This window comes from Paenibacillus radicis (ex Gao et al. 2016) (assembly GCF_014641555.1).
Lineage (GTDB): Bacteria > Bacillota > Bacilli > Paenibacillales > Paenibacillaceae > Pristimantibacillus > Pristimantibacillus radicis.
In genome coordinates, this window is record NZ_BMHY01000004.1 from 333,195 (window position 1) to 352,129 (window position 18,935).

Consider the following 18,935-nt stretch of genomic DNA (forward strand, 5'->3'; position numbering starts at 1 on the left):
ATGTTACACGGGAGGCGAGCATATGACGATATCTTTAATTTGTCTGCCCTATGCAGGAGGTTCCGCTCAAGTGTACAAGCGCTGGACGAACCAGCTGCATCCTGATGTGCGTCTGGTGCCGGCTGAGCTATCGGGCAGAGGCAGCCGCATGGATGAGCCGTTCTATAGGGACGCGGAGGAGGCCGTGCAGGATTTAATCCCGTTAGTATTAAAGACAGCACTCAAATCGGATGCATATGCTTTGTTTGGCCATAGCATGGGCAGTCTGCTGGGATATGAGCTGCTGCATGCGCTGTGGGAGGAAAGATTACCGTTGCCTGCAGCAGTTTTCCTCTCCGCCAGAGGGGCACCGCATTGTGAGCAGAAGGCGGAACGCCGGACTCATCTGCTTCCCGATGATGAGTTTCTTGAGGAGTTGAAAGAGATGGGCGGCATGACAGACGAACTGTTCCGGCACAAGGAACTGCTGGATCTGTTTATGCCGATCTTGAGAGCAGACTTCAAGCTTGTCTGTGAATACGAGCATAGGATGCGGCCGCCGCTGCCGCTCCGGCTCACCATCTTGAGCGGCAACAATGACGGCTGCGTTAAAGGTTCGCTACATGAATGGGAGCGTTATGCGACAGGAGGCTGCGAGGTGGTGACGTTTGAAGGCGGACATTTTTTCCTGCAGGAGAGAGAAAGCGATGTGGTAGCCATGATAAACAAAACACTAATCGGGACCGCTGCCCCAATCTGACGCTGAGGAGCGTGATGGAATGCTGAACAAACATGCGATATGGCTGCCCGGTCAGGGCTCTCAACGCGTTGGAATGGGCAAAGCGCTGAGCGGGCGGTATGCGGTTGTTACAGAAGCGCTAACGGAAGCGAACGAAGCACTGGGCATGCGCCTAGATAACCTGATGTATGAGGGACCGATGGCTGAGCTAACGCAGACGGGCAATGCCCAGCCCGCCATTCTCGCGCTCGGTGTGGCGATGTACCGTGTCTACAGCCAGGAATGGGGATACACACCTGAGATAGCTGCTGGCCACAGCCTGGGAGAGATTACCGCTTTAACCTGTGCGGGGGCGGTTACGTTCCCGGATGCGCTTCGGCTCGTACGCTGCCGAGGTGAGCTGATGCAAAGGGCCGCGGCAGCAGGGAGCGGTGCGATGGCAGCTGTTAACGGGCCGAGCTCCGATGTTGTCGCCAAAGTATGCATGGACATCAATGCAGAATGCGCTGACGGAAGCTGTATAGTTGTGATATCGAATATCAATTCTGAGCAGCAAACGGTCATTTCCGGCCACAAGAAGGCTGTCATTGAAGCGTCCAAAAGACTGTCTGCTAATGGGGCAATAGTCATTCCGTTGCAGGTGAGCGCACCCTTCCATAGCCCGTTGATGGCGCCTGCAGCGGTGCAGTTTGCAGAAGTGTTGAACGGTATCTCGTTTGGAGAGCTGGCTTTTCCTGTCGTTTCCTCCTTGACGGGTCTGCCTTACAAGAATACGGCAGAGATACCGGAGTTGCTGGCAAGGGGGTTAACGGACCCTGTCAATTGGCTGTCAGTTCTTGCCTACCAGAAGAGCATTGGCGTTGCCGTTGCTGTTGAATTGGGTCCAGGCAGCGTATTGAAAAGGCTGGCTCAACGGGAGGAACTGCGCGTCCTATCTTTTGACGATACGGAAGATGAGGCGCAGCTGGCTGACGTAAGCAAGCCAAGCGAAGCTTATTCTATTGAACTACTTAATCGCTGCCTGGCTATCGCCACATGTGTCCGCAACCGCAACTGGAACGCATCCCAATATGAACAAGGTGTTGCATCACCTTACCGCGGAGTGCTTCAGATGATCGAGACCCTACAGGAGACGGGCGGGCAAGTAGAGGAGGCGCATGTCCGGCAAGCGCTTGCGATGCTGGAATCGGTGTTTGTCACCAAAGGCGCATCCGCCCAAGAGCAAGAGCGGCGGCTGGCAAAACTTCGCGCTGAGTTCGGCCTGAGCAGCTTGCCAGTTGTTTCTCTTGGTAACCGGCCATACGCGGGCAGTCTATTATAGAAAGGGTTTGAGGTCATGGCTATGCAACTGGCCCATGATGAGCTGGAACAGGATGGAACCCGAAGCAGTACGGTGCTGCCGTCACCGGTGGGGATTTTGCAGACACTGATTCGCTTTAATACAACAAATCCCCCTGGCGAAGAAGCCGCATGCATCCTATATATCCGGCAGCTGCTTGAGGATGCGGGTATGGAGACGGTAATCGAGTCGCTTGATCCAGCCCGGCCGAATCTGCTGGCCAGAATGAAGGGCAGCGGGGAGGCACCGCCACTGCTGCTGTACGGGCATGTTGACGTTGTTGGCGTCGATAAGCAAGCCTGGAGCCGTGATCCGTTTGGGGGCGATATCCACGACGGTTTTGTCTGGGGGCGGGGTGCGCTTGATATGAAAGGCGGCGTGGCGATGCTGGTATCAGCCTTCCTTCGCGCTCATGTCAATAAGCTGCCGCTGCGCGGTGATCTCATTCTGGCGATTGTCAGCGATGAGGAAGCGGGAGGCGAATACGGAGCTTCCTTCCTGGTAGAGCGGCATGCTGATTATTTTGCAGGCGTAAAGTATGCGCTGGGCGAATTCGGCGGTTTCTCGTTTCATGCGCTTGGGAAAACCTTTTATCCGATAATGGTTGCGGAGAAGCAGCTATGCTGGCTCAAAGCGACGATTACAGGAGACGGGGGCCACGGTTCCATGGGCAAGCCGGGAGCAGACTGCATGGTACAATTGGGAGATATGCTTCAATCCCTTAACCGCAATAAGCTGCCCATATGCGTGACACCGGCGGCCCGGCTGATGATTGAAGGGATGGCAGCTGCGCTGCCGTTATTGCCTGCGCTGCTGCTGCGCGGGCTGCTTCATCCCCAATTGGGCGGCATCATTCTGAAACTGCTAGGGGAAAAAGGCGCGACGTTCGCCCCGCTTCTGCGCAATACGGTCAACGCGACCGTCGTTCGCGGCGGCGAGAAAATCAATGTTCATCCCAGCGAAATAACCGTTGAGCTGGATGGCCGGACACTTCCGGGCGTCACTACACAGCAATTTATCGATGAGCTGCGCCGTTTCGCAATTCATGATGACATCCGCCTTGAAGTGCTGCGCCATGATCCTTGCGCCACAGCTCCCGACATGGGGTTGTTCGATTTGCTGTCCGAAGTGCTGAAAGAAGCGGATAAGGAGGCTGTTCCCGTACCGATGCTGCTGCCCGGTGGTACAGACGGAAGATTGTTTGCTAAGCTCGGCATCCAAACCTACGGATTCTTGCCGATGCCGTTGCCCAAGGATATGCCGTTTACCAAACTGATTCATGCGGCGGATGAACGCATTCCTGTAGCTTCGATCTGGTTTGGCACAGATGCGATTTATCGGGTGCTGGAGCGTTATGGAGGGCATGTCTGCTAACCTTATAAGAAATATAGGTTGTTCAGCAAATTAGAAAAGTCCGGGGAAAATGAGAAACGGTCTCTTTGCTGTACACCCCTTAAATTAGACATTGGAAAAAACTGTGGTTTATCCGATGTCTATTCTAAGGGGTGTTTTTTATATGGGACTAACGAAACTCTTTTTAATCAATAGCATGCAGTGGCTGCTTCAGGTTTTCAGAATTCAGGCAAAAAGTAGGTGGGTTTCAGGATAAAAGATCTTTATAATGGAAATTAGATGTAAATTAATTAGGGCTAATCTATTACTAACGAGCATATAGCACTCTTGATTTTAGAAGGTTATCCGCGGCAAGATTCCTTATTCATGTTGGGTTTTCAAAAATGGAGCATCTAAATCAAGGATAGAAGAAAGGATTGATGGAAGTGCCAAATGATAACCAAGCTCGCCCTTCTGCTTCTGTTAGCGAAGAGGGGAGTTATCCCATCGACCTGACAGGACCTCGCAGTCACACGCTTATCAGGCGGTCTGGTGTGGGCAGTCTATCTATCGGACCTTCGCAATTGGGGAAAAAGGCGGACCTTCACGTCGCACCAGACGCGCGCATCGATTGGACCGTATTTGATCCCTTTACTACACCTGCAGGCTCTCCGTGGCCGCGATTTCTGCACTATTCAGGCAGTGACTTGGGCTTCTTGGAATGGGCACAAAAACGCCCCATTGAAGAGATGACGTGGGCTCCGGTTCTGCCCGCCGATACAGCGGCAGATGCCAGCGAATCCATCTTGCATAGTCTTCATATTGAAATGGGTCAGTCCGGAGGGCACCTGAGCTTGAGGCTTCCGAATACAGTTTTTCGCTTGAGCGTGTCTGGCGATCTATCACGCTTTTCGGCCTCCGGTGCTATCCCATCTTCTCTGACACTAGCGCCGCGCACGAGCCGACGTAAGACGGATTCTCCTTTCAGGCTGCCTGACCTCGGTGAATTGTATGGAGTAACGAGCCTCACGCTGCAAAACGAGCCGTTGGGGCAGCCCATCTCGCTGAGCTGTCTAGACCATTTCCCTAACCTTGACTCACTGAGCTTGTGGGGAAACTTCAGCGACATGGAGCTGTTGGCGTCTCATGCCCGGTTAACGAATCTGGAGCTGCGCTTTATGCCTGATTTGGAGGGCTTGCCTTCCTTGGAGACATGGCCGTTGCTTGAACGATTTATCGCTTACAATGTGGAAGAGGCTGCGGGCAAGAGCCTAAAGCAGCAAATGAAGACACGTGCTAAAATCCGTCCGTGGGCCGGTTATGTATCCGTGAGCCAATTGCGAAAACCGGAGTGGTGGGCTGCCGAATTTGGCCGGCCATTCTCGTCTTGGCCTAAACGCCTGGCCAAGCTGGCTAACGAAGCTTATAGCGTTGCGAAGGCAAGCTTGGCTCAGGCAAGCAGCTTAGCCGAAGCCGAGGCAGCGATTACTGCGTTCACCGTGCGCTTTAATAACCTCAAAGGCATCGAGACGACGGAAAGAGAAGACCTTGGCGAAGCTGTATGGCAGCTTAGCCAGTCTGAGCACCTAATTGATCAGCCTATAACAGAGGAGCTGGCTCAACGCTGGTTCGACGAAGCACGCGATTACTGAAATAACAGCAAATGACATTGGCAAAGGAGTGTTGACCCCGTGATCACTGTTATAGCAGCGTTTAACTCGAAATCAGCATTGGCGGGGAAGGAGATTACCTATGAAAGATGCATTAATGGAGAGATTAAAGATTTTTCTGCATAGAGAAGATAATAAAACATTAGTAGGCACTCCGGCTAGCCAAGAGGAAATTGCCAAGGCAGAGCAACGGTTAAATGTAAATTTTCATGAGGACTACATTGACTTTATCAAGACGTTTGGCGGAGCATTTGGGGGTCTCCCGGTACATGCCTTCTCAAATGGTTCTAGTCTCGGTAATGAAACGGTAGTCGAGTTGACTATAGGATTCCGGGAGCAATTTCAGGATTCTCCCTTTGCTGAGGTTTTACAGACCAGTTATGTCATTTCCATGGATGGATCTGGTGATCCGATTATTATCAATCAGGCAGGCAAGGTTTTTATCTGCTATCACGATAACGGGGAGATCAAGTTGATAGCGGACTCATTCCAGGAGCTGATCGAGGAAAATTTTTATGAATGGTAGGAGTGGTACGAATGATCGTCCTCAAAGATATCGGGAAATTCGAGCAATTACCGGAGCTCGCGATGCAGATATACAAAGGAGATATTCCGGCTTTATCTGTTGCAATTGAAGCAGGATGGGATATTGAAGAGGGTATCGTCCTTAGCAAGCATACTACAATTAGCCCATTGGATCTGGCGCTTATTTCGCAGCAGATAGAGGTCGTGAAGCTGTTGGTAGAGCACGGAGTCAACCTGAATGTCCGTCATAATCCAGCTTTTTTGCGGGCTGTTCGCTATTGCAAGGAAGATATCGTTCGCTACGTTGCTTCGCATGGAGCAGAAATGGACAAGCTCAATCAAGTGAAGTCAGGCGCCTATTCACAGGCCTACTACGGCAATAAAAACAATATCTCGCTTATTCATGAGCTGGGATTAGATATCAAACTGCATGGCGGTGCGGTATTGCGTCAAGCTGTATCGGACCACGACTATAAAACACTCACGTATTTGCTCGATCAGGGAGTGGACATCAATTATAATAAACCGGATATGGTCTATCCTTATCAAGCGACTCCGTTAACCGTGGCTGCACGTATGGGGGTTATGTCCATGGTCAAATTTTTGGTTGAACACGGAGCAGACGTTACGTTGGCGGAAAAAGACGGTGATCGGCCATATACAATTGCGGTCAGCAATAAGCATACGGACTTGGCCGACTACTTGAAATCGCTGGAGCCGCTTGACTTCCACAATGCGGAAAACAAGAAGTATGAGCTGAAAACGTATAAATTAACCGATGAACTGGTTCGCTTTCTTACAGGAGACGAGCTGCGCCTTGAGCTGACGCAAAATGAATATGGAATCGCGTATATCGATTTTTTCACATTGACCGATACGATTGAGATGAAAGTGGGCAGGCAAAAGCTGCTCCGTCTTTCAGCCGATATCGACAATTACTCGGATCTGCAGCTGGTTTGGAATCCGAAGAAAAAAGGTCTGATCGGCTGCTATGACATGGAGCACCAGACCTATGCGGATTTATGCAGCTTTACTGAGTTCATCGCGCAGCCTGAATTACACCTCTTGAAATTTCTTGAGGGAGAGTTGTAATAGGCTGCTCTTCGCATTTACGAGAACGATTAATAAAAAATAAATCTGTTTCGATCATTTTCAATAGGTTATCCCGGTGAAAATATGAATTTCGATACACGGATGATACCGGCAATACAAAGTGCAGCTCACAATCACATTGTACTTGTCAAAGATAACGGCGAAAATGTTGGGTATGTCTATTCGAGTATCTCTCCCAAAGGGGCATACTCCACTGATTTCGCCACCTCTTTTGATCTATCTTCAGCTATTGGAAATATGTGGGCAAAAACATGGGATTGGATCAAAGCTTTTTGAGCGGTCCATGGTATGGCTGAGTGAGTTTGACACGATCAAAGACCGTTTCATCTTCGTCTCAAATGGCAATGATGACGCATTGGAATTTTACAAGCGTAAAGGGTTTGTAGTCAGCCATCAAATTTTAGAGGGGTTTATTACTGTTTTGCGAAATAATTGAACAAGATAGGGATTGAAATACGGAATGCGACAATCAACCATACATGAGAAATGGCGGTGCAGGGATAACTCCCAAGCACCGCCATTTCTCTATTTTCAAGCATATTCCCGAGAACTCCGCGCAGTATGGATGCACAAAATATTTGAGGCAGAGTATTATAATTAAAACACTACCTTGACAGTCATAGTAATATGCCTTATCATGCAGATATGGAGGTGATTACATGAGCGAGAACAAGATCACATCCGACCTGCTGAGAGGACATACGGATACGATGATTTTAAGGCTTTTGTCTGAAGCTGATCGTTACGGTTACGAGATTGTCAAGCTGATTGCCGAGCGTTCAGGCGGCGAATATGAATTAAAGGAAGCCACGATGTATTCCAGCTTCCGGCGGCTTGAAGCAGATGGTGACATCGAATGGTATTGGGGCGATGAATCGCAGGGCGGACGACGCAAGTATTTCAGAATAACGGAAAAGGGCAAGGATACGTATGCCCGTAATAAAAGCAATTGGGAGTATGCAAAACGCGTGTTAGAAAACTTATTATAAGGAGCGATTTATTATGATGAATCAGAAGCTGACGGATTATTTGAACAGTGTTTTCACGCCATACGATGGGGTGAAAAGCGTCACCGAATTAAAGGCAGACCTGCTTTCCGATTTGCAAGAGCGATACCGGGAGCTCAAAGCGGAGGGCAAGGACGACGAGACCGCATTCAAGCTGACGATTGAGAGTATCGGCGACATCGAGGAGACCATTCTGGAGGTCGCCAACCTCTCCCGCTCGCTGGAGAGGCAAGTCATAACCAACTTTAACGCCAGCAACCTGGCGAAAAGCGACTTTGCCGGTGTTAAGGCCCATAAAGGTGAATTTAAAGGCAGCGCGTTGCACGGTTCTGATTTTTCCGGCGCAGATTTGACCGGCAGTTCGTTTAAAAGCAGTGACGTACGCGAAGCCAACTTTGACGGTGCAAACCTGACGGACTGCAGCCTGTCCGCGCTTGACCTGGCCAATGCAAGCTTCAATAAGACGACCCTTGTAAGAACCAATTTCAGCAAGTCGGGGCTAAACGGAGCCCAATTTACAGGGATCAAACTGACCGACGTTACGTTAACGTTGACCGATCTTAGAAAAACGATTTTTAAAGGCTGTTTGTTTGATGGGGTGGACTTCAAGTACTCCGATCTGACTGGGCAATGCTTTGACGGACAGACGTTTATCGGCGTTAAATTTGAAAAAGCGGCATTAACCGGAGTTTCGTTCAAAGGCGCTACCTTCAAAAATGTTTCGTTCCAGCCAGGGTTTACTTTGACGAAGAAGTACTATCGGATGATCAAAACCGTCTGCTTTGACGGAGCCACGATGGATAAATTGACCTTTGCGGTGCTCAAAGGCATGGAAGCCGATTTGTCGAAAGTTACAGTTATTTAAGGAGGAACTCCGATGCAAACTGTACAAACCAAGTCCATTCAAGTCAAAGGTCTGCAGAAATCCTATAAACAGCTTCAAGTGCTCAAGGGCGTAGATTTCGAGGTGGAAAAGGGCAGTATTTTCGCTCTCCTCGGCTCTAATGGGGCAGGAAAGACAACGGTTGTCAAAATTCTCACGACGCTTCTCAAACCAGACGGAGGAACCGCAGCTATAAATGGATTCGATGTATCAACCCAACCTGATCAAGTCCGGCAGGGGATCAGTCTAACCGGACAGTTTGCCGCCGTGGATGAAATTTTGACTGGACGCGAGAATCTGATCATGATTGCCAGATTAAGATACCTCAAAAACCCGCGCGAGGTTGCGGATGACATGTTAGCACGTTTTGGACTTACTGACGCAGCGGACCGCAGAGTTTCTACCTACTCAGGGGGGATGCGCCGCAGGCTAGACATCGCCTTGAGCATTGTGGGGAAACCGCAGATTGTTTTTCTGGATGAGCCAACCACCGGACTTGACCCTGAGGCTCGAATCGAAGTATGGAAGGTTGTCAAGGAGCTTGCCGACGGCGGGACGACAGTCCTTCTCACGACACAGTATTTGGAGGAAGCTGAACAGCTTGCCGACCGGATTGCCGTTCTGCATGAAGGCCGAATTATAGCTAATGGAACGCTTCAGGAGCTGAAAAAGATGTTTCCGACTACTAAGGTGGAGTATGTTGAAAAACAACCGACGTTAGAGGAAATTTTCCTCGCAATCATCGGCAAACAGGGGGCGAAATAATGGAGACGGCAAAGAAACATTTTTTCACCGATATAAGCGTTATGCTTGGGCGCTCCATGCGTCACATTGTCCGCAGTATGGATACCATCATTACGGTTACCATCACACCGATCGCGATGATGCTGCTGTTCGTCTATGTATTCGGAGGTGCAATTGAAACCGGAACGGATAACTATGTGAATTATCTGTTGCCCGGCATCCTTCTTATGGCTATTGCCAGCGGAATATCCTACACGGCTTTTCGTTTGTTTACCGATGTACAGCGGGGGATATTCGAGCGGTTTCAGACCATGCCGATAACACGTTCTGCCTTGCTTTGGGGTCATGTGCTTACTTCGCTTATATCCAACGCCATATCGGTAGTCGTCATCATTCTAGTAGCGTTGCTCATGGGTTTTCGTTCATCCGCAGGAGTACTGCCATGGCTTGCTGTAGCCGGTATACTCGCTCTGTTTACGCTAGCCTTAACATGGGTGGCAGCAATTGCCGGACTATCCGCAAAAACAGTGGATGGTGCGAGCGCCTTTTCCTACCCTCTAATCTTCCTTCCATTTATCAGCTCCGCATTTGTGCCAACTGATTCAATGCCAACTGTCGTCCGCGTCTTTGCCGAAAACCAGCCGGTGACCTCGATCGTAGAATCGATTCGTGCATTGCTGTCAGGTCAGCAGGCGGGTAATGATATATGGATTGCACTTGCGTGGTGCATTGGAATTATGCTCGTGGCTTATCTATTTGCAATGAGGGTATATAAAAAAAGAGTCTGAAAAATCATCTGTAGAGTAAAGATAAACCTGAAATCACGAGTCCGACCCATCATAATACTTTCGCTAACGTACAACGTCGAATCTTGATTTGGAGGGTATTCCATTGTGCCGCAGTTAAGGAAATAACGAACCGTTCCCTGAGTATAGAGGAACGGTTTTTTGTTATTGTTATCATAGAGTGGAAAGCAGGAGTGTTAATACGATATTATCAAAACAGCTGTTACATTTTACAGAATAAAGGTGGTCCCAACAATATGGTTGATTTTGAATGGTACAGAAGCTTTTGCACGATATATAAGCATCAATCGGTTTCCGAAGCTGCAAAAACCCGCATGATGACGCAGCCGGCCATGAGTCAGCACTTAACCGCCTTGGAGGCGGAGGTGGGAGAAGCTTTATTTATTCGAACGACCAGAAAAATCACTCCGACAGAGCGGGGGAAGGAGTTGTATTCCCAGCTCGCTCCGCTCATTGAGTTGTTAGAAAATACGACAATGAGCTTTAAAGCAACTTCTTTGCCAACAATGAGCGTTATTAAAATAGGAGCGGCGCATGAGTTTTTTAGTGAAAAGATACTGCCGCAGCTTCCTAAATACAATAGTTGTACCATTTCGCATTTTGGAACCGCCGAGCAATTACTGGAGCTGCTAAAGGAAGACAAACTAGACATCCTCATTATGTCCAAAAGGTTCCAAACCCCCGGTGTTGAGTATTTGAAGTTTATGGATGAGGAGTTTGTCATAGTCGCTCCAAGCGATTATGAGATTGTTGAATTCGATAATCTGAAGCTTGAAGAGCAATGGCTCTCTGAACAGAAGTGGGTGAGCTATGGCTTGGAATTGCCGATAATAAGAAGAATTTGGAGAGAGCATTTTAAGAAGCGTCCTCAAATTAGACCTATTCATGTCATTCCTAATTTACACATGATCTTGAAGGCGGTTGAGATTGGGGCGGGCTTGAGTGTCATTCCTACGTACCTGTTGCAAAACTCATTGGAAACGGGAAGAACAAAAGTTGTTTATAAGCATTTAAAAGTAAAAAATGAGTTATATTTCGCTTATCAATTAAAGAATAAACATTTGCCTCTGATTAATGAGATCATCTCAGTCATTAGAGAAGATAAGCAGGATCAGCGAGTGTAATTTATAAAAATATTTATTAATAAGCTGTTATTTCTTAATTTGTTTAATATATATTCTGAAGCTTAATATAAAGAAGCAACAACAAAAAAATAAATGGAGGCTGATACCATGTCAAAAGAAGTGCTGATCGTCGTCACAAACCATTCCGAAATTCATGATGGCAGAAGGACCGGCATATGGCTTTCTGAGTTCGCCGAAGCATATATGGAGTTTACGGCCCAAGGATATAAGGTTACGGTCGCAAGTCCGCTTGGAGGAAATAGCCCAGTTGATCCTGCTAGTGTTGATGCTGACACACAGCAAGAGATCTTGGATGCAAAGAAATATTTGGTTAACACTTTAAAGCTAGATAAAGTATCCCCTGATGGGTTTGATGCTATTTTCTTGCCGGGCGGTCATGGAACGATGTACGACCTGCCGCATGACGAAAACTTGAAGAGACTGGTACGTGGTTTTTTTGAACAAAATAAAATTGTAGCCGCTGTATGCCACGGTCCTGCCGGACTGGTTGGTGTGACTTTGTCGGATGGACAACCGCTTGTAGCGGGTAAAAGAGTCAACGCATTTACAGACCGGGAGGAAGCACAAACAACGTTGGACAAGCATCTGCCTTTCTTACTGGAGAGCAGGCTACGCGATCTGGGGGCAATATTCGTGGCAGCGCCGAACTGGTCTACTCATTACGAAGTGGACGGCAACCTGATTACTGGCCAAAATCCGCAGTCTACGCTCGCTGTAACTAAAGCTGTTATTGAGAACTTATCCTAAAGTCATAGATTATAAATGAGGAGAGATACTTTATGAAAGTGTTTGTTACAGGAGCTTCAGGCTATATTGGTGGATCGGTGGCTAAAGCTTTACTTGATGCGGGGTATAAAGTATACGGTCTGGTTCGTAATCCCGATAAGATGGAAGCTTTAAGGGAATTGGGTATAGAGCCTATACTCGGAACGTTGGATGATACGGCTACTCTAACGAAGTATGCCAAGCTCAGCGACGCGGTTATTCATACGGCCGATTCCGATCATTTGGTGGCAGTTGAGACTTTTATAGCTGCTTTGCGCGGAAGCGGGAAACCATTCTTGCATACATCGGGTTCGAGTGTGGTTGGAGACGACGCCCGCGGAGATACAGTGAGCGAACAAATTTTTGACGAGGAAACGCCGTTTGTGCCAATGGATATTAGAGAAAACCGCGTAGCGATCAACAACCTCGTGCGTAAGGCTGGGATCGATAGTTGGGTGAGAGGCATCGTAATTGTCCCGTCGATGATCTATGGTGATGCATTAGCGCTGCCTGTAGAAAGCGATCAATTGCCGCAAATTATTCGCAAGTCGCGAGAGTTGCAAGCAGGCGTTCATGTTGGCAAAGGTGTAAACCGCTGGTCCAATGTCCACATCAAGGATTTGGTCCAGCTGTATATATTGGCGCTTGAAAAAGCACCGTCCGCATCGTATTTCTTTGCTGAAAATGGGGAGGAATCTTACGGGGACATCGCCAAATCGGTCAGTGATGCGTTAGGCTTTGGCGGCAAGACGATTAGCTGGCCCGCAGATGAAGCCATAGCAGAACTTGGAGACTGGGCGCGTTTTGCCATTGCCTCGAACAGCCGTGTCCGTGCAGCTCACGCAAGAAATTTACTTGGCTGGGCTCCAAAGGAAGAGTCATTGCTTAGCTGGATAAAAAATAATTTGAGATGTTCATTTTCCGTTTCGGCAGATTGTATGTGAAACTAGGTGATGATCCGTATGGGAAAGTAATCACAATTGAAGCCAATCATTATTTGTATCGTACCGAAGCAAAAGAAATCGCAGAAAAATTCAAAGCTTATATGACAGAAATCAAATAAGAAAAGTGATTGTGCGGCATCCTGTGTAAGTGTTCTTGCATAGGATGCTGTTTATTTTTTGTCGGACGACCAGGACCTATGCAAATTGGGTCAGCAACACCCCCTTTACTTTTGAACGGGGCGGTGGTAATATTGACTTCGATAGTTATAGAACTGCTGAACAGATTCGAGGGGGTGATGATAATGGGTGACATTCAAGAAGATATGGGACACGCGGTTAAAGTGTATAAAGCTCTTGGGGAACCTACCCGGCTAAAAATCGCTTTACTGCTCACGAGAGAAAGTAATTTATGTTTTACCGCTATTGGTGAAAAGCTTGAATCGGTTGCAGGCTCGACGCTATCGCATCATCTCAAGCAATTGACGGACTCTGGCTTAATTGATTCCCGCAAAAGCGGATCGTTTATTCACTATAACGTCAATCGTGAAATCGCGGAAAAATTTGCGCCCTATTTGCTGGCGTAAATTTTTTTAACCATCATTTCTACAGATATAGAACTGTAGAAATGAAATTGACAGATGTTCAAACGAAAAACTCATATTAAAGGAGAGAATCATGATGAATGGTCAAACAAAAACAATGGAGATTGGAATCAGCACATTTCTTCATGCAAATCCTGCAGATGGCGGTGTATCGCATGCCGAAAGATTGCGTCAAGCGATAGAGGAAGTCCAATTGGCAGATCAAGTGGGACTAGATGTCTATGCGATCGGTGAGCATCATCGAATCGATTACACCAGCTCGTCGCCAGCAGTCATACTGGCAGCCGCTGCTGCTGCAACGAAGCGTATTCGGCTCTCAAGCGCAGTAACCGTACTATCTTCGAATGACCCGGTACGGGTATATCAGGACTTTGCAACGGTGGACGGTTTATCGAACGGACGAGCGGAGATCATGGCCGGACGAGGTTCGTTTGTCGAATCGTTTCCGCTATTCGGTTATGATTTGGAGCATTACGAGGAATTATTCGAAGAGAAATTAGAGCTGTTGCTGAAGATTCGCGCTTCTGAGAAGGTCACCTGGCGCGGTGGTCATCGCCCGGCGATTGACAACATGGGCATTTATCCTCGTGCACAACAGGAGCTCCTGCCAGTATGGATAGGCTCAGGGGGAAACCCGGAATCAGCTATACGTGCCGGCCTGCTGGGACTTCCGATTGTCTTCTCCATTCTGGGCGGAATGGAGGAGAGGTTTGCGCCTTTAGTGGAGCTTTATAAGGAAGCTGCCGTGAGAGCAGGTCATGATCCGAACAAGCTGCAGATCGCAACACATTCACATGGTTTTATTTCAGATACGGCACAAGATGCAGCTGATCGTTATTTCCCGGTCATGGCGGCTCAAATGAACCATATTGGACGGGAGCGGGGCTGGCAGCCATATACTCGTGACACGTACGATGCAGCCAGCAGCCTACAAGGTGCTCTTTATGTCGGTGATCCTGAATATGTTGCAGAGAAGATCATATTGCTGAACAAAAACCTAGGCTTGACCCGATTTATGATGTACGTTGATTTTAGCTCGCTGCCGCATCGCGATTTATTGCGTACAATTGAGCTTCTCGGCACCAAAGTAGCGCCGATTGTCCGGAAGGAGCTTGCCCGTCAGGCATCTGACCGAAACGTTTAAAGGAGCAGGCAGACGAATCGTATTGAGCATTTATTTTTTTTTGAATCAGAATTCTACAGATATAGAACTGTGAAAATGAAAAGGAGAGAATCACATTGAGTATGAAAATTTATATTTTAGCCATTATCAGCTTTTTAGTCGGAACTTCAGAATTCGTAATTTCCGGTATTTTGGATATGTTAGCAAATGATGTAGGCGTATCGCTAGCAGCCGCCGGACAACTGATCACTGTCTATTCGCTTGCTTATGCTATAGGGACCCCAATTTTAATTGCAGTAACTGCGAGAATGGATCGAAGAAAGCTAATGTTATGGGCATTGAGTTTATTCTTCATTGGAAATTTGATTACGGTCTTAACAAGCGGGTACGCTATGCTGCTTGGAGCAAGAATTATACTGGCGATAAGCACAGGGGTATTTATGGTTGTTGCCCTGACTGTTGCAGCCAAGATCGCTCAACCTGGCAAACAGGGCGGCGCTATTGCTACAGTTCTCCTGGGCTTTAACCTTGCCCTTATTCTCGGCGTTCCGCTCGGAAGAATCATTGCAGGCTCTTATGATTGGAAAATTATTTTCACGGGAATTGGACTGCTCAGCTTGCTCGCAATGTTCGTCCTGATGCTTACGATTCCGAAATCGGAAGGAGAGGAGCCTGTTCCGATCCGTCAGCAGCTGGCTTTGTTGAAAAATCCTCGAATCTCTATTGCGCTGTCCATCGGTTTCTTCTGGATATTTGGTTATATGATTCTGTACACGTATATCACGCCGTTCCTCCTGACCGTTACGGGCATGAGCGAGCGGATGGTCAGCATTGGTTTGTTTGCATTTGGGCTTGCCAGTCTCCTGGGCTCCCAAGTTGGCGGCTACGGTGTAGACAAATGGGGCATTCCCCGCACGATGATTGGCGGCTTGATCTTTCACTCCGGTATATTATTTTTACTGACGGCTTTATCCCATTCGTCCCTGTTCGTTCTGCCTCTGCTGATGCTATGGTCCTTTTTCGCTTGGTTCACAGGCCCAGTACAGATGGGTAACTTAATTAGCATGGCTCCTCAAGCTTCGGGTATCATCCTTAGTTTGAACAATTCGATCGTACAGCTGGGTATGGCAGTAGGGGCTGTAGTTGGAGGTGTCATTGTAGATAACATGTCGCTTACGGCGGTCGGCTGGTTTGGCGGCATTGGCGTCGCAATTGCAATTATCCCGGCTATTTTCTCTTTGTCCATGCGTCGCAAATCTGTAACACAGGAACAACAATTGAGGGTATTCAATAAATCATAAGTTTAAAAAGTTTATTAATTGATGGCGGCTCGATTTAAAAAAGATTAGCGTTACCGATTTATCGGTAACGCTAATCTTTTTTGTCTAGGATCATTAGCAAATTGCAATTTTATTTGTAAATTCAGTCATTGAATTTCAACCGAAATGACGGCTTTCAGATTTTGTACGATGGGCAGCAGCTGTTCCCGTCCATAGGAACGGGGCAGGCGAATCGCCATCTCTAGCTCGATTTCGTCGCCATTCTTCGTGCTGCTCTCGGCGTGGAACGAAAGAATCGTAATGTTCTCTGCTTTAATTAGCTGCTGAATATGGAGCATAGCATCAGGCTCATCATGGAAACGAATGAGAAGCTGGTCTGTCTTAGGCGTAGCTAAGGAGTAGAATCTGCCATGCAGCACGATTTGAGCGAGTACGATAATGATCGTGACACCTCCGCCTACCCAGTACAAGCCTGATCCTATAGCCATCCCCATCCCAGCGGTAGCCCAAATGCCAGCGGCAGTGGTAAGTCCCTTCACGGTTTGACGCTGCATGAATATCATACCGGCGCCAAGAAATCCGACCCCGCTAACAACCTGTGCAGCGATTCGCGAAGGGTCGAGGGAAAGATTTTCCCAATGGAGCTGGTCCATGAACCCGTATTTAGAGACGACCATCATAAGCGACGCACCTACAGCGACAACAAAATGGGTGCGTATCCCGGCCTCTTTCATCCGGTTTTTACGTTCATATCCAATGAGGGCGCCGCATAACCCGGCTATTACAACACGCAGTAAATAAATAAGTTCCATCGTTAAAACACCTTTCTTATGAGCCAATCATTTTACTCGCTTCTTCAACGTATACGGCAAAGGGGAGCCTTTTAGAAGGGGAAGGTTCAGCAGATCTGTAGTCCAAAGTGTGTTAGAATATTACTCTCTTACTATGTTTCCCCTTATTCGGCAAATAAGCCTCTCGATTAGATCGAGTTGCTTCCCGTCTTGTTGCAGTTTTTTCACTGCGGTCTGTTAGGTATCGTGAAATCTTTACTAACGGAATTAAACCATTTAATCCGGATTGAAACATGACTGCTTAACTTTATTTGGATGATTTCAGTTTTTTGATGGTAATCTGTAACTTTATTTCGTCTGAACCGTGATTAGGGCAGGGGGGAGAAAATGAAGGGAAAGCATCTGGATAGTATTTACCAGCATTATGTGCAGGATGTCTATCGCTACTTGCGCTCCCTCTGCTACGACCATCATACGGCAGAAGATTTGATGCAAGAGACCTTTTATCGGGCATATCTTTACTTGGAAAATTGTCAGGACGAGAAGGTCAAGCCATGGTTATTCCGAGTTGCCTATAATGCTTATGTAGATTACAAGCGCAAGGAGCGCCGCACAACATTGCAAGCCCCAGATTATTTTCAGCGTCTAACAGATCTTCGGACCCCGGAGGATGAGCTGCTGCTTCAGGAGCGTTGGAATGAGATCGGGAGAATTTTATCCGGATTACCGGAAAATCAGCGGCAAGCGATGCTGCTCATTGATTTCAACCAGCTTACGTATCAAGAGGCTGCAGACATTATGGATATCCGGCTATCACATGTGAAGATTTTGCTGTTTCGGGCAAGGCAAGCGGTACGGGGGCAGGAGCGAAAGGAGAATTAGAATGAGTGAGGATTTCAAACGGAAGTTACAGGATTATGCTGCGGGCAAGCTCACTGATGAAGAGCGTGAAGAAGTAGAGCTTGAAATGGAGAAAATGGAGGTTTATCAAGCTTATTTGGAGGAGGTTATCATAAATCCAGACCCAGAACTTGCGGGGGAGGGGAAAGAGGGGCAGACGATTCGTAATCCCATGCCATCAGCCTCATTGAATGAAGCTGTTATTATCCGGCGCGGCAAATGGAAGGCTCGGGTGATGAATGTCTTTACCGTGTTGTCAGTCTTGCTGGTGCTGACCGTAATTAGTTCGGTAATTACTGGCGTATTCTATGGGAGCGGAACGCCGGACAGAATGGCAGCTTATCGGGATGTTGTGGAGTCAGCAGTCGCTGTGTCCCAGCCCAATGTGAAGGTTAATGTGAACGGATCGGGAAATGCATTTTTCACGATGGACTTTAAAGGCAAGCTGAATAAGCGAGTCGGTGATGAAGATATTGCTGTGGCGGATTTTTCAATGCGGTTTCTGATGAATCTTGCATCGGCTCCGAATATCACTTGGCAAGAAAACAATATGGGCGGCAACCGTTTTTTCTATCATCCTGATTATAAGCCAGGTGAAGAAAGCGAGCAGCAGGAGGTTAATCGCGGTGAAGCGGAGCGCTTTGATCAGAATGAGTGGGCTATGCTCGAGAAGCTTCCAGAGGGAACTGTGGCAGAAGCGTATCTATCATTTGACCGGTTATTCTCGACAGATGAGGTGCTAAAGAAATTCGAACATAAGAACATGGACCCGGTCTGGTTCGCCGTAGATACCGGTCTTGATCTGAAGTTTGTTGACAGCGGTGGGGTTATCATAAATCCAGTCGGTTTCCCTTACTTGCCGGTCTGGCAATCAGATGATTTGACAGTAGACTTTTACTCGGAAAAGAAGACGGGGTTAGGCAAAATGGTTTCCAGTGGCGGACATTATCCTTCACTCGAAGCCTATGGTGACGGGGAAAAACGGAATGGGTACTTCAAGAAAACCTTATCCATGCTGCAGAAAAATAAAGGTATTTCAGCCAAAGCAGCTCCTTTTCTGCAGCTAGACCGTACGATCGATTATGTGGACAAAAATGGTGTGAAGCTATATGGAGCTGTAATTACCGGCCCCGTCAAAGAATTGCTGAAGCTGCGTGAAGAGTCATGGATCAGAGATTTAAGAGTTGGTGATGTGCAGTTGTGGAACTGGCAGCCGCGGGAATAGGGAAATTGGATATGGAATATATA

General features: G+C 47.7%; 19 protein-coding genes. 18 read left to right on the forward strand and 1 reads right to left on the reverse strand.

Annotation, left to right across the window (positions count from 1 at the left end):
• Positions 1–22 precede the first annotated feature (22 nt).
• From IEX98_RS13090 to IEX98_RS13165, 16 genes are all read left to right on the forward strand, one after another.
• Entirely contained in the window at positions 23–739 is a 717-nt protein-coding gene (locus IEX98_RS13090; protein ID WP_188889631.1) for a thioesterase II family protein, read from the forward strand.
• 19 nt (positions 740–758) lie between these two features.
• Positions 759–2,039 (forward strand): ACP S-malonyltransferase, encoded by a 1,281-nt coding sequence (fabD, locus tag IEX98_RS13095; RefSeq protein WP_188889632.1) that lies wholly within the window; start codon positions 759–761, stop codon positions 2,037–2,039.
• 15 nt (positions 2,040–2,054) lie between these two features.
• A complete protein-coding gene (locus IEX98_RS13100) occupies positions 2,055–3,431 on the forward strand; it encodes a M20/M25/M40 family metallo-hydrolase (protein WP_188889633.1) in 1,377 nt (458 codons plus the stop codon).
• A gap of 404 nt (positions 3,432–3,835) precedes the next feature.
• A complete protein-coding gene (locus IEX98_RS13105; RefSeq protein WP_374705345.1) occupies positions 3,836–5,041 on the forward strand; it encodes a hypothetical protein in 1,206 nt (401 codons plus the stop codon).
• A 100-nt stretch (positions 5,042–5,141) separates the two neighbouring features.
• Positions 5,142–5,585: an SMI1/KNR4 family protein gene (locus tag IEX98_RS13110; protein WP_188889635.1), complete on the forward strand. Its 444-nt coding sequence runs from the start codon at positions 5,142–5,144 to the stop codon at positions 5,583–5,585.
• A gap of 11 nt (positions 5,586–5,596) precedes the next feature.
• Positions 5,597–6,676 (forward strand): ankyrin repeat domain-containing protein, encoded by a 1,080-nt coding sequence (locus tag IEX98_RS13115; RefSeq protein WP_188889636.1) that lies wholly within the window; start codon positions 5,597–5,599, stop codon positions 6,674–6,676.
• A gap of 680 nt (positions 6,677–7,356) precedes the next feature.
• Positions 7,357–7,686 (forward strand): PadR family transcriptional regulator, encoded by a 330-nt coding sequence (locus IEX98_RS13120; protein WP_188889637.1) that lies wholly within the window; start codon positions 7,357–7,359, stop codon positions 7,684–7,686.
• Positions 7,687–7,702: 16 nt separating this feature from the next.
• Positions 7,703–8,569: a pentapeptide repeat-containing protein gene (locus IEX98_RS13125; protein ID WP_188889852.1), complete on the forward strand. Its 867-nt coding sequence runs from the start codon at positions 7,703–7,705 to the stop codon at positions 8,567–8,569.
• Between the two features lie 12 nt (positions 8,570–8,581).
• Positions 8,582–9,352, forward strand: coding sequence for an ABC transporter ATP-binding protein (locus IEX98_RS13130; RefSeq protein ID WP_188889638.1), 771 nt, complete (start codon positions 8,582–8,584; stop codon positions 9,350–9,352).
• Positions 9,352–10,119, forward strand: coding sequence for an ABC transporter permease (locus IEX98_RS13135; RefSeq protein WP_188889639.1), 768 nt, complete (start codon positions 9,352–9,354; stop codon positions 10,117–10,119). Before IEX98_RS13130 ends, IEX98_RS13135 begins: the two co-directional genes overlap by 1 nt.
• Before the next feature lie 254 nt (positions 10,120–10,373).
• Positions 10,374–11,261 carry a LysR family transcriptional regulator gene (locus tag IEX98_RS13140; protein ID WP_188889640.1) on the forward strand — a complete coding sequence of 296 codons (888 nt, stop codon included), beginning with the start codon at positions 10,374–10,376 and terminating at the stop codon, positions 11,259–11,261.
• A 108-nt stretch (positions 11,262–11,369) separates the two neighbouring features.
• Entirely contained in the window at positions 11,370–12,029 is a 660-nt protein-coding gene (locus IEX98_RS13145; RefSeq protein WP_188889641.1) for a type 1 glutamine amidotransferase domain-containing protein, read from the forward strand.
• 32 nt (positions 12,030–12,061) lie between these two features.
• Entirely contained in the window at positions 12,062–12,991 is a 930-nt protein-coding gene (locus IEX98_RS13150) for an NAD-dependent epimerase/dehydratase family protein (protein ID WP_188889642.1), read from the forward strand.
• Between the two features lie 302 nt (positions 12,992–13,293).
• Complete coding sequence (locus tag IEX98_RS13155) at positions 13,294–13,575, forward strand: ArsR/SmtB family transcription factor (protein ID WP_188889643.1); 282 nt, start codon at positions 13,294–13,296, stop codon at positions 13,573–13,575.
• Between the two features lie 94 nt (positions 13,576–13,669).
• On the forward strand, positions 13,670–14,737 hold the full coding sequence (locus IEX98_RS13160; protein ID WP_188889853.1) for an Atu2307/SP_0267 family LLM class monooxygenase: 1,068 nt from the start codon (positions 13,670–13,672) through the stop codon (positions 14,735–14,737).
• Between the two features lie 89 nt (positions 14,738–14,826).
• Positions 14,827–16,017, forward strand: coding sequence for an MFS transporter (locus tag IEX98_RS13165; RefSeq protein WP_188889854.1), 1,191 nt, complete (start codon positions 14,827–14,829; stop codon positions 16,015–16,017).
• 125 nt (positions 16,018–16,142) lie between these two features.
• On the opposite strand, the gene IEX98_RS13170 is transcribed toward IEX98_RS13165, so the two are convergent.
• Positions 16,143–16,808 (reverse strand): MgtC/SapB family protein, encoded by a 666-nt coding sequence (locus IEX98_RS13170; protein WP_188889644.1) that lies wholly within the window; start codon positions 16,806–16,808, stop codon positions 16,143–16,145.
• Between the two features lie 366 nt (positions 16,809–17,174).
• Between IEX98_RS13170 and IEX98_RS13175 the strand changes: the two genes are divergently transcribed.
• Both IEX98_RS13175 and IEX98_RS13180 read left to right on the forward strand, forming a co-directional pair.
• On the forward strand, positions 17,175–17,669 hold the full coding sequence (locus IEX98_RS13175) for a sigma-70 family RNA polymerase sigma factor (RefSeq protein ID WP_188889645.1): 495 nt from the start codon (positions 17,175–17,177) through the stop codon (positions 17,667–17,669).
• Position 17,670: 1 nt separating this feature from the next.
• Positions 17,671–18,912 (forward strand): anti-sigma factor, encoded by a 1,242-nt coding sequence (locus IEX98_RS13180; RefSeq protein ID WP_188889646.1) that lies wholly within the window; start codon positions 17,671–17,673, stop codon positions 18,910–18,912.
• The last annotated feature ends 23 nt before the right edge of the window (positions 18,913–18,935 follow it).

Excerpts from the sequence above, each read along its gene's own strand:
- IEX98_RS13175 (WP_188889645.1), top strand. The coding sequence starts at position 17,175 with ATGAAGGGAAAGCATCTGGATAGTATTTACCAGCATTATGTGCAGGAT.
- IEX98_RS13110 (WP_188889635.1), top strand. The coding sequence starts at position 5,142 with ATGAAAGATGCATTAATGGAGAGATTAAAGATTTTTCTGCATAGAGAA.
- IEX98_RS13090 (WP_188889631.1), top strand. The coding sequence starts at position 23 with ATGACGATATCTTTAATTTGTCTGCCCTATGCAGGAGGTTCCGCTCAA.
- IEX98_RS13140 (WP_188889640.1), top strand. The coding sequence starts at position 10,374 with ATGGTTGATTTTGAATGGTACAGAAGCTTTTGCACGATATATAAGCAT.
- IEX98_RS13180 (WP_188889646.1), top strand. The coding sequence starts at position 17,671 with ATGAGTGAGGATTTCAAACGGAAGTTACAGGATTATGCTGCGGGCAAG.
- IEX98_RS13120 (WP_188889637.1), top strand. The coding sequence starts at position 7,357 with ATGAGCGAGAACAAGATCACATCCGACCTGCTGAGAGGACATACGGAT.
- IEX98_RS13150 (WP_188889642.1), top strand. The coding sequence starts at position 12,062 with ATGAAAGTGTTTGTTACAGGAGCTTCAGGCTATATTGGTGGATCGGTG.
- IEX98_RS13155 (WP_188889643.1), top strand. The coding sequence starts at position 13,294 with ATGGGTGACATTCAAGAAGATATGGGACACGCGGTTAAAGTGTATAAA.
- IEX98_RS13115 (WP_188889636.1), top strand. The coding sequence starts at position 5,597 with ATGATCGTCCTCAAAGATATCGGGAAATTCGAGCAATTACCGGAGCTC.
- IEX98_RS13135 (WP_188889639.1), top strand. The coding sequence starts at position 9,352 with ATGGAGACGGCAAAGAAACATTTTTTCACCGATATAAGCGTTATGCTT.
- IEX98_RS13100 (WP_188889633.1), top strand. The coding sequence starts at position 2,055 with ATGGCTATGCAACTGGCCCATGATGAGCTGGAACAGGATGGAACCCGA.
- IEX98_RS13125 (WP_188889852.1), top strand. The coding sequence starts at position 7,703 with ATGAATCAGAAGCTGACGGATTATTTGAACAGTGTTTTCACGCCATAC.
- IEX98_RS13170 (WP_188889644.1), bottom strand. The coding sequence starts at position 16,808 with ATGGAACTTATTTATTTACTGCGTGTTGTAATAGCCGGGTTATGCGGC.
- IEX98_RS13160 (WP_188889853.1), top strand. The coding sequence starts at position 13,670 with ATGAATGGTCAAACAAAAACAATGGAGATTGGAATCAGCACATTTCTT.
- IEX98_RS13130 (WP_188889638.1), top strand. The coding sequence starts at position 8,582 with ATGCAAACTGTACAAACCAAGTCCATTCAAGTCAAAGGTCTGCAGAAA.
- IEX98_RS13145 (WP_188889641.1), top strand. The coding sequence starts at position 11,370 with ATGTCAAAAGAAGTGCTGATCGTCGTCACAAACCATTCCGAAATTCAT.
- fabD (WP_188889632.1), top strand. The coding sequence starts at position 759 with ATGCTGAACAAACATGCGATATGGCTGCCCGGTCAGGGCTCTCAACGC.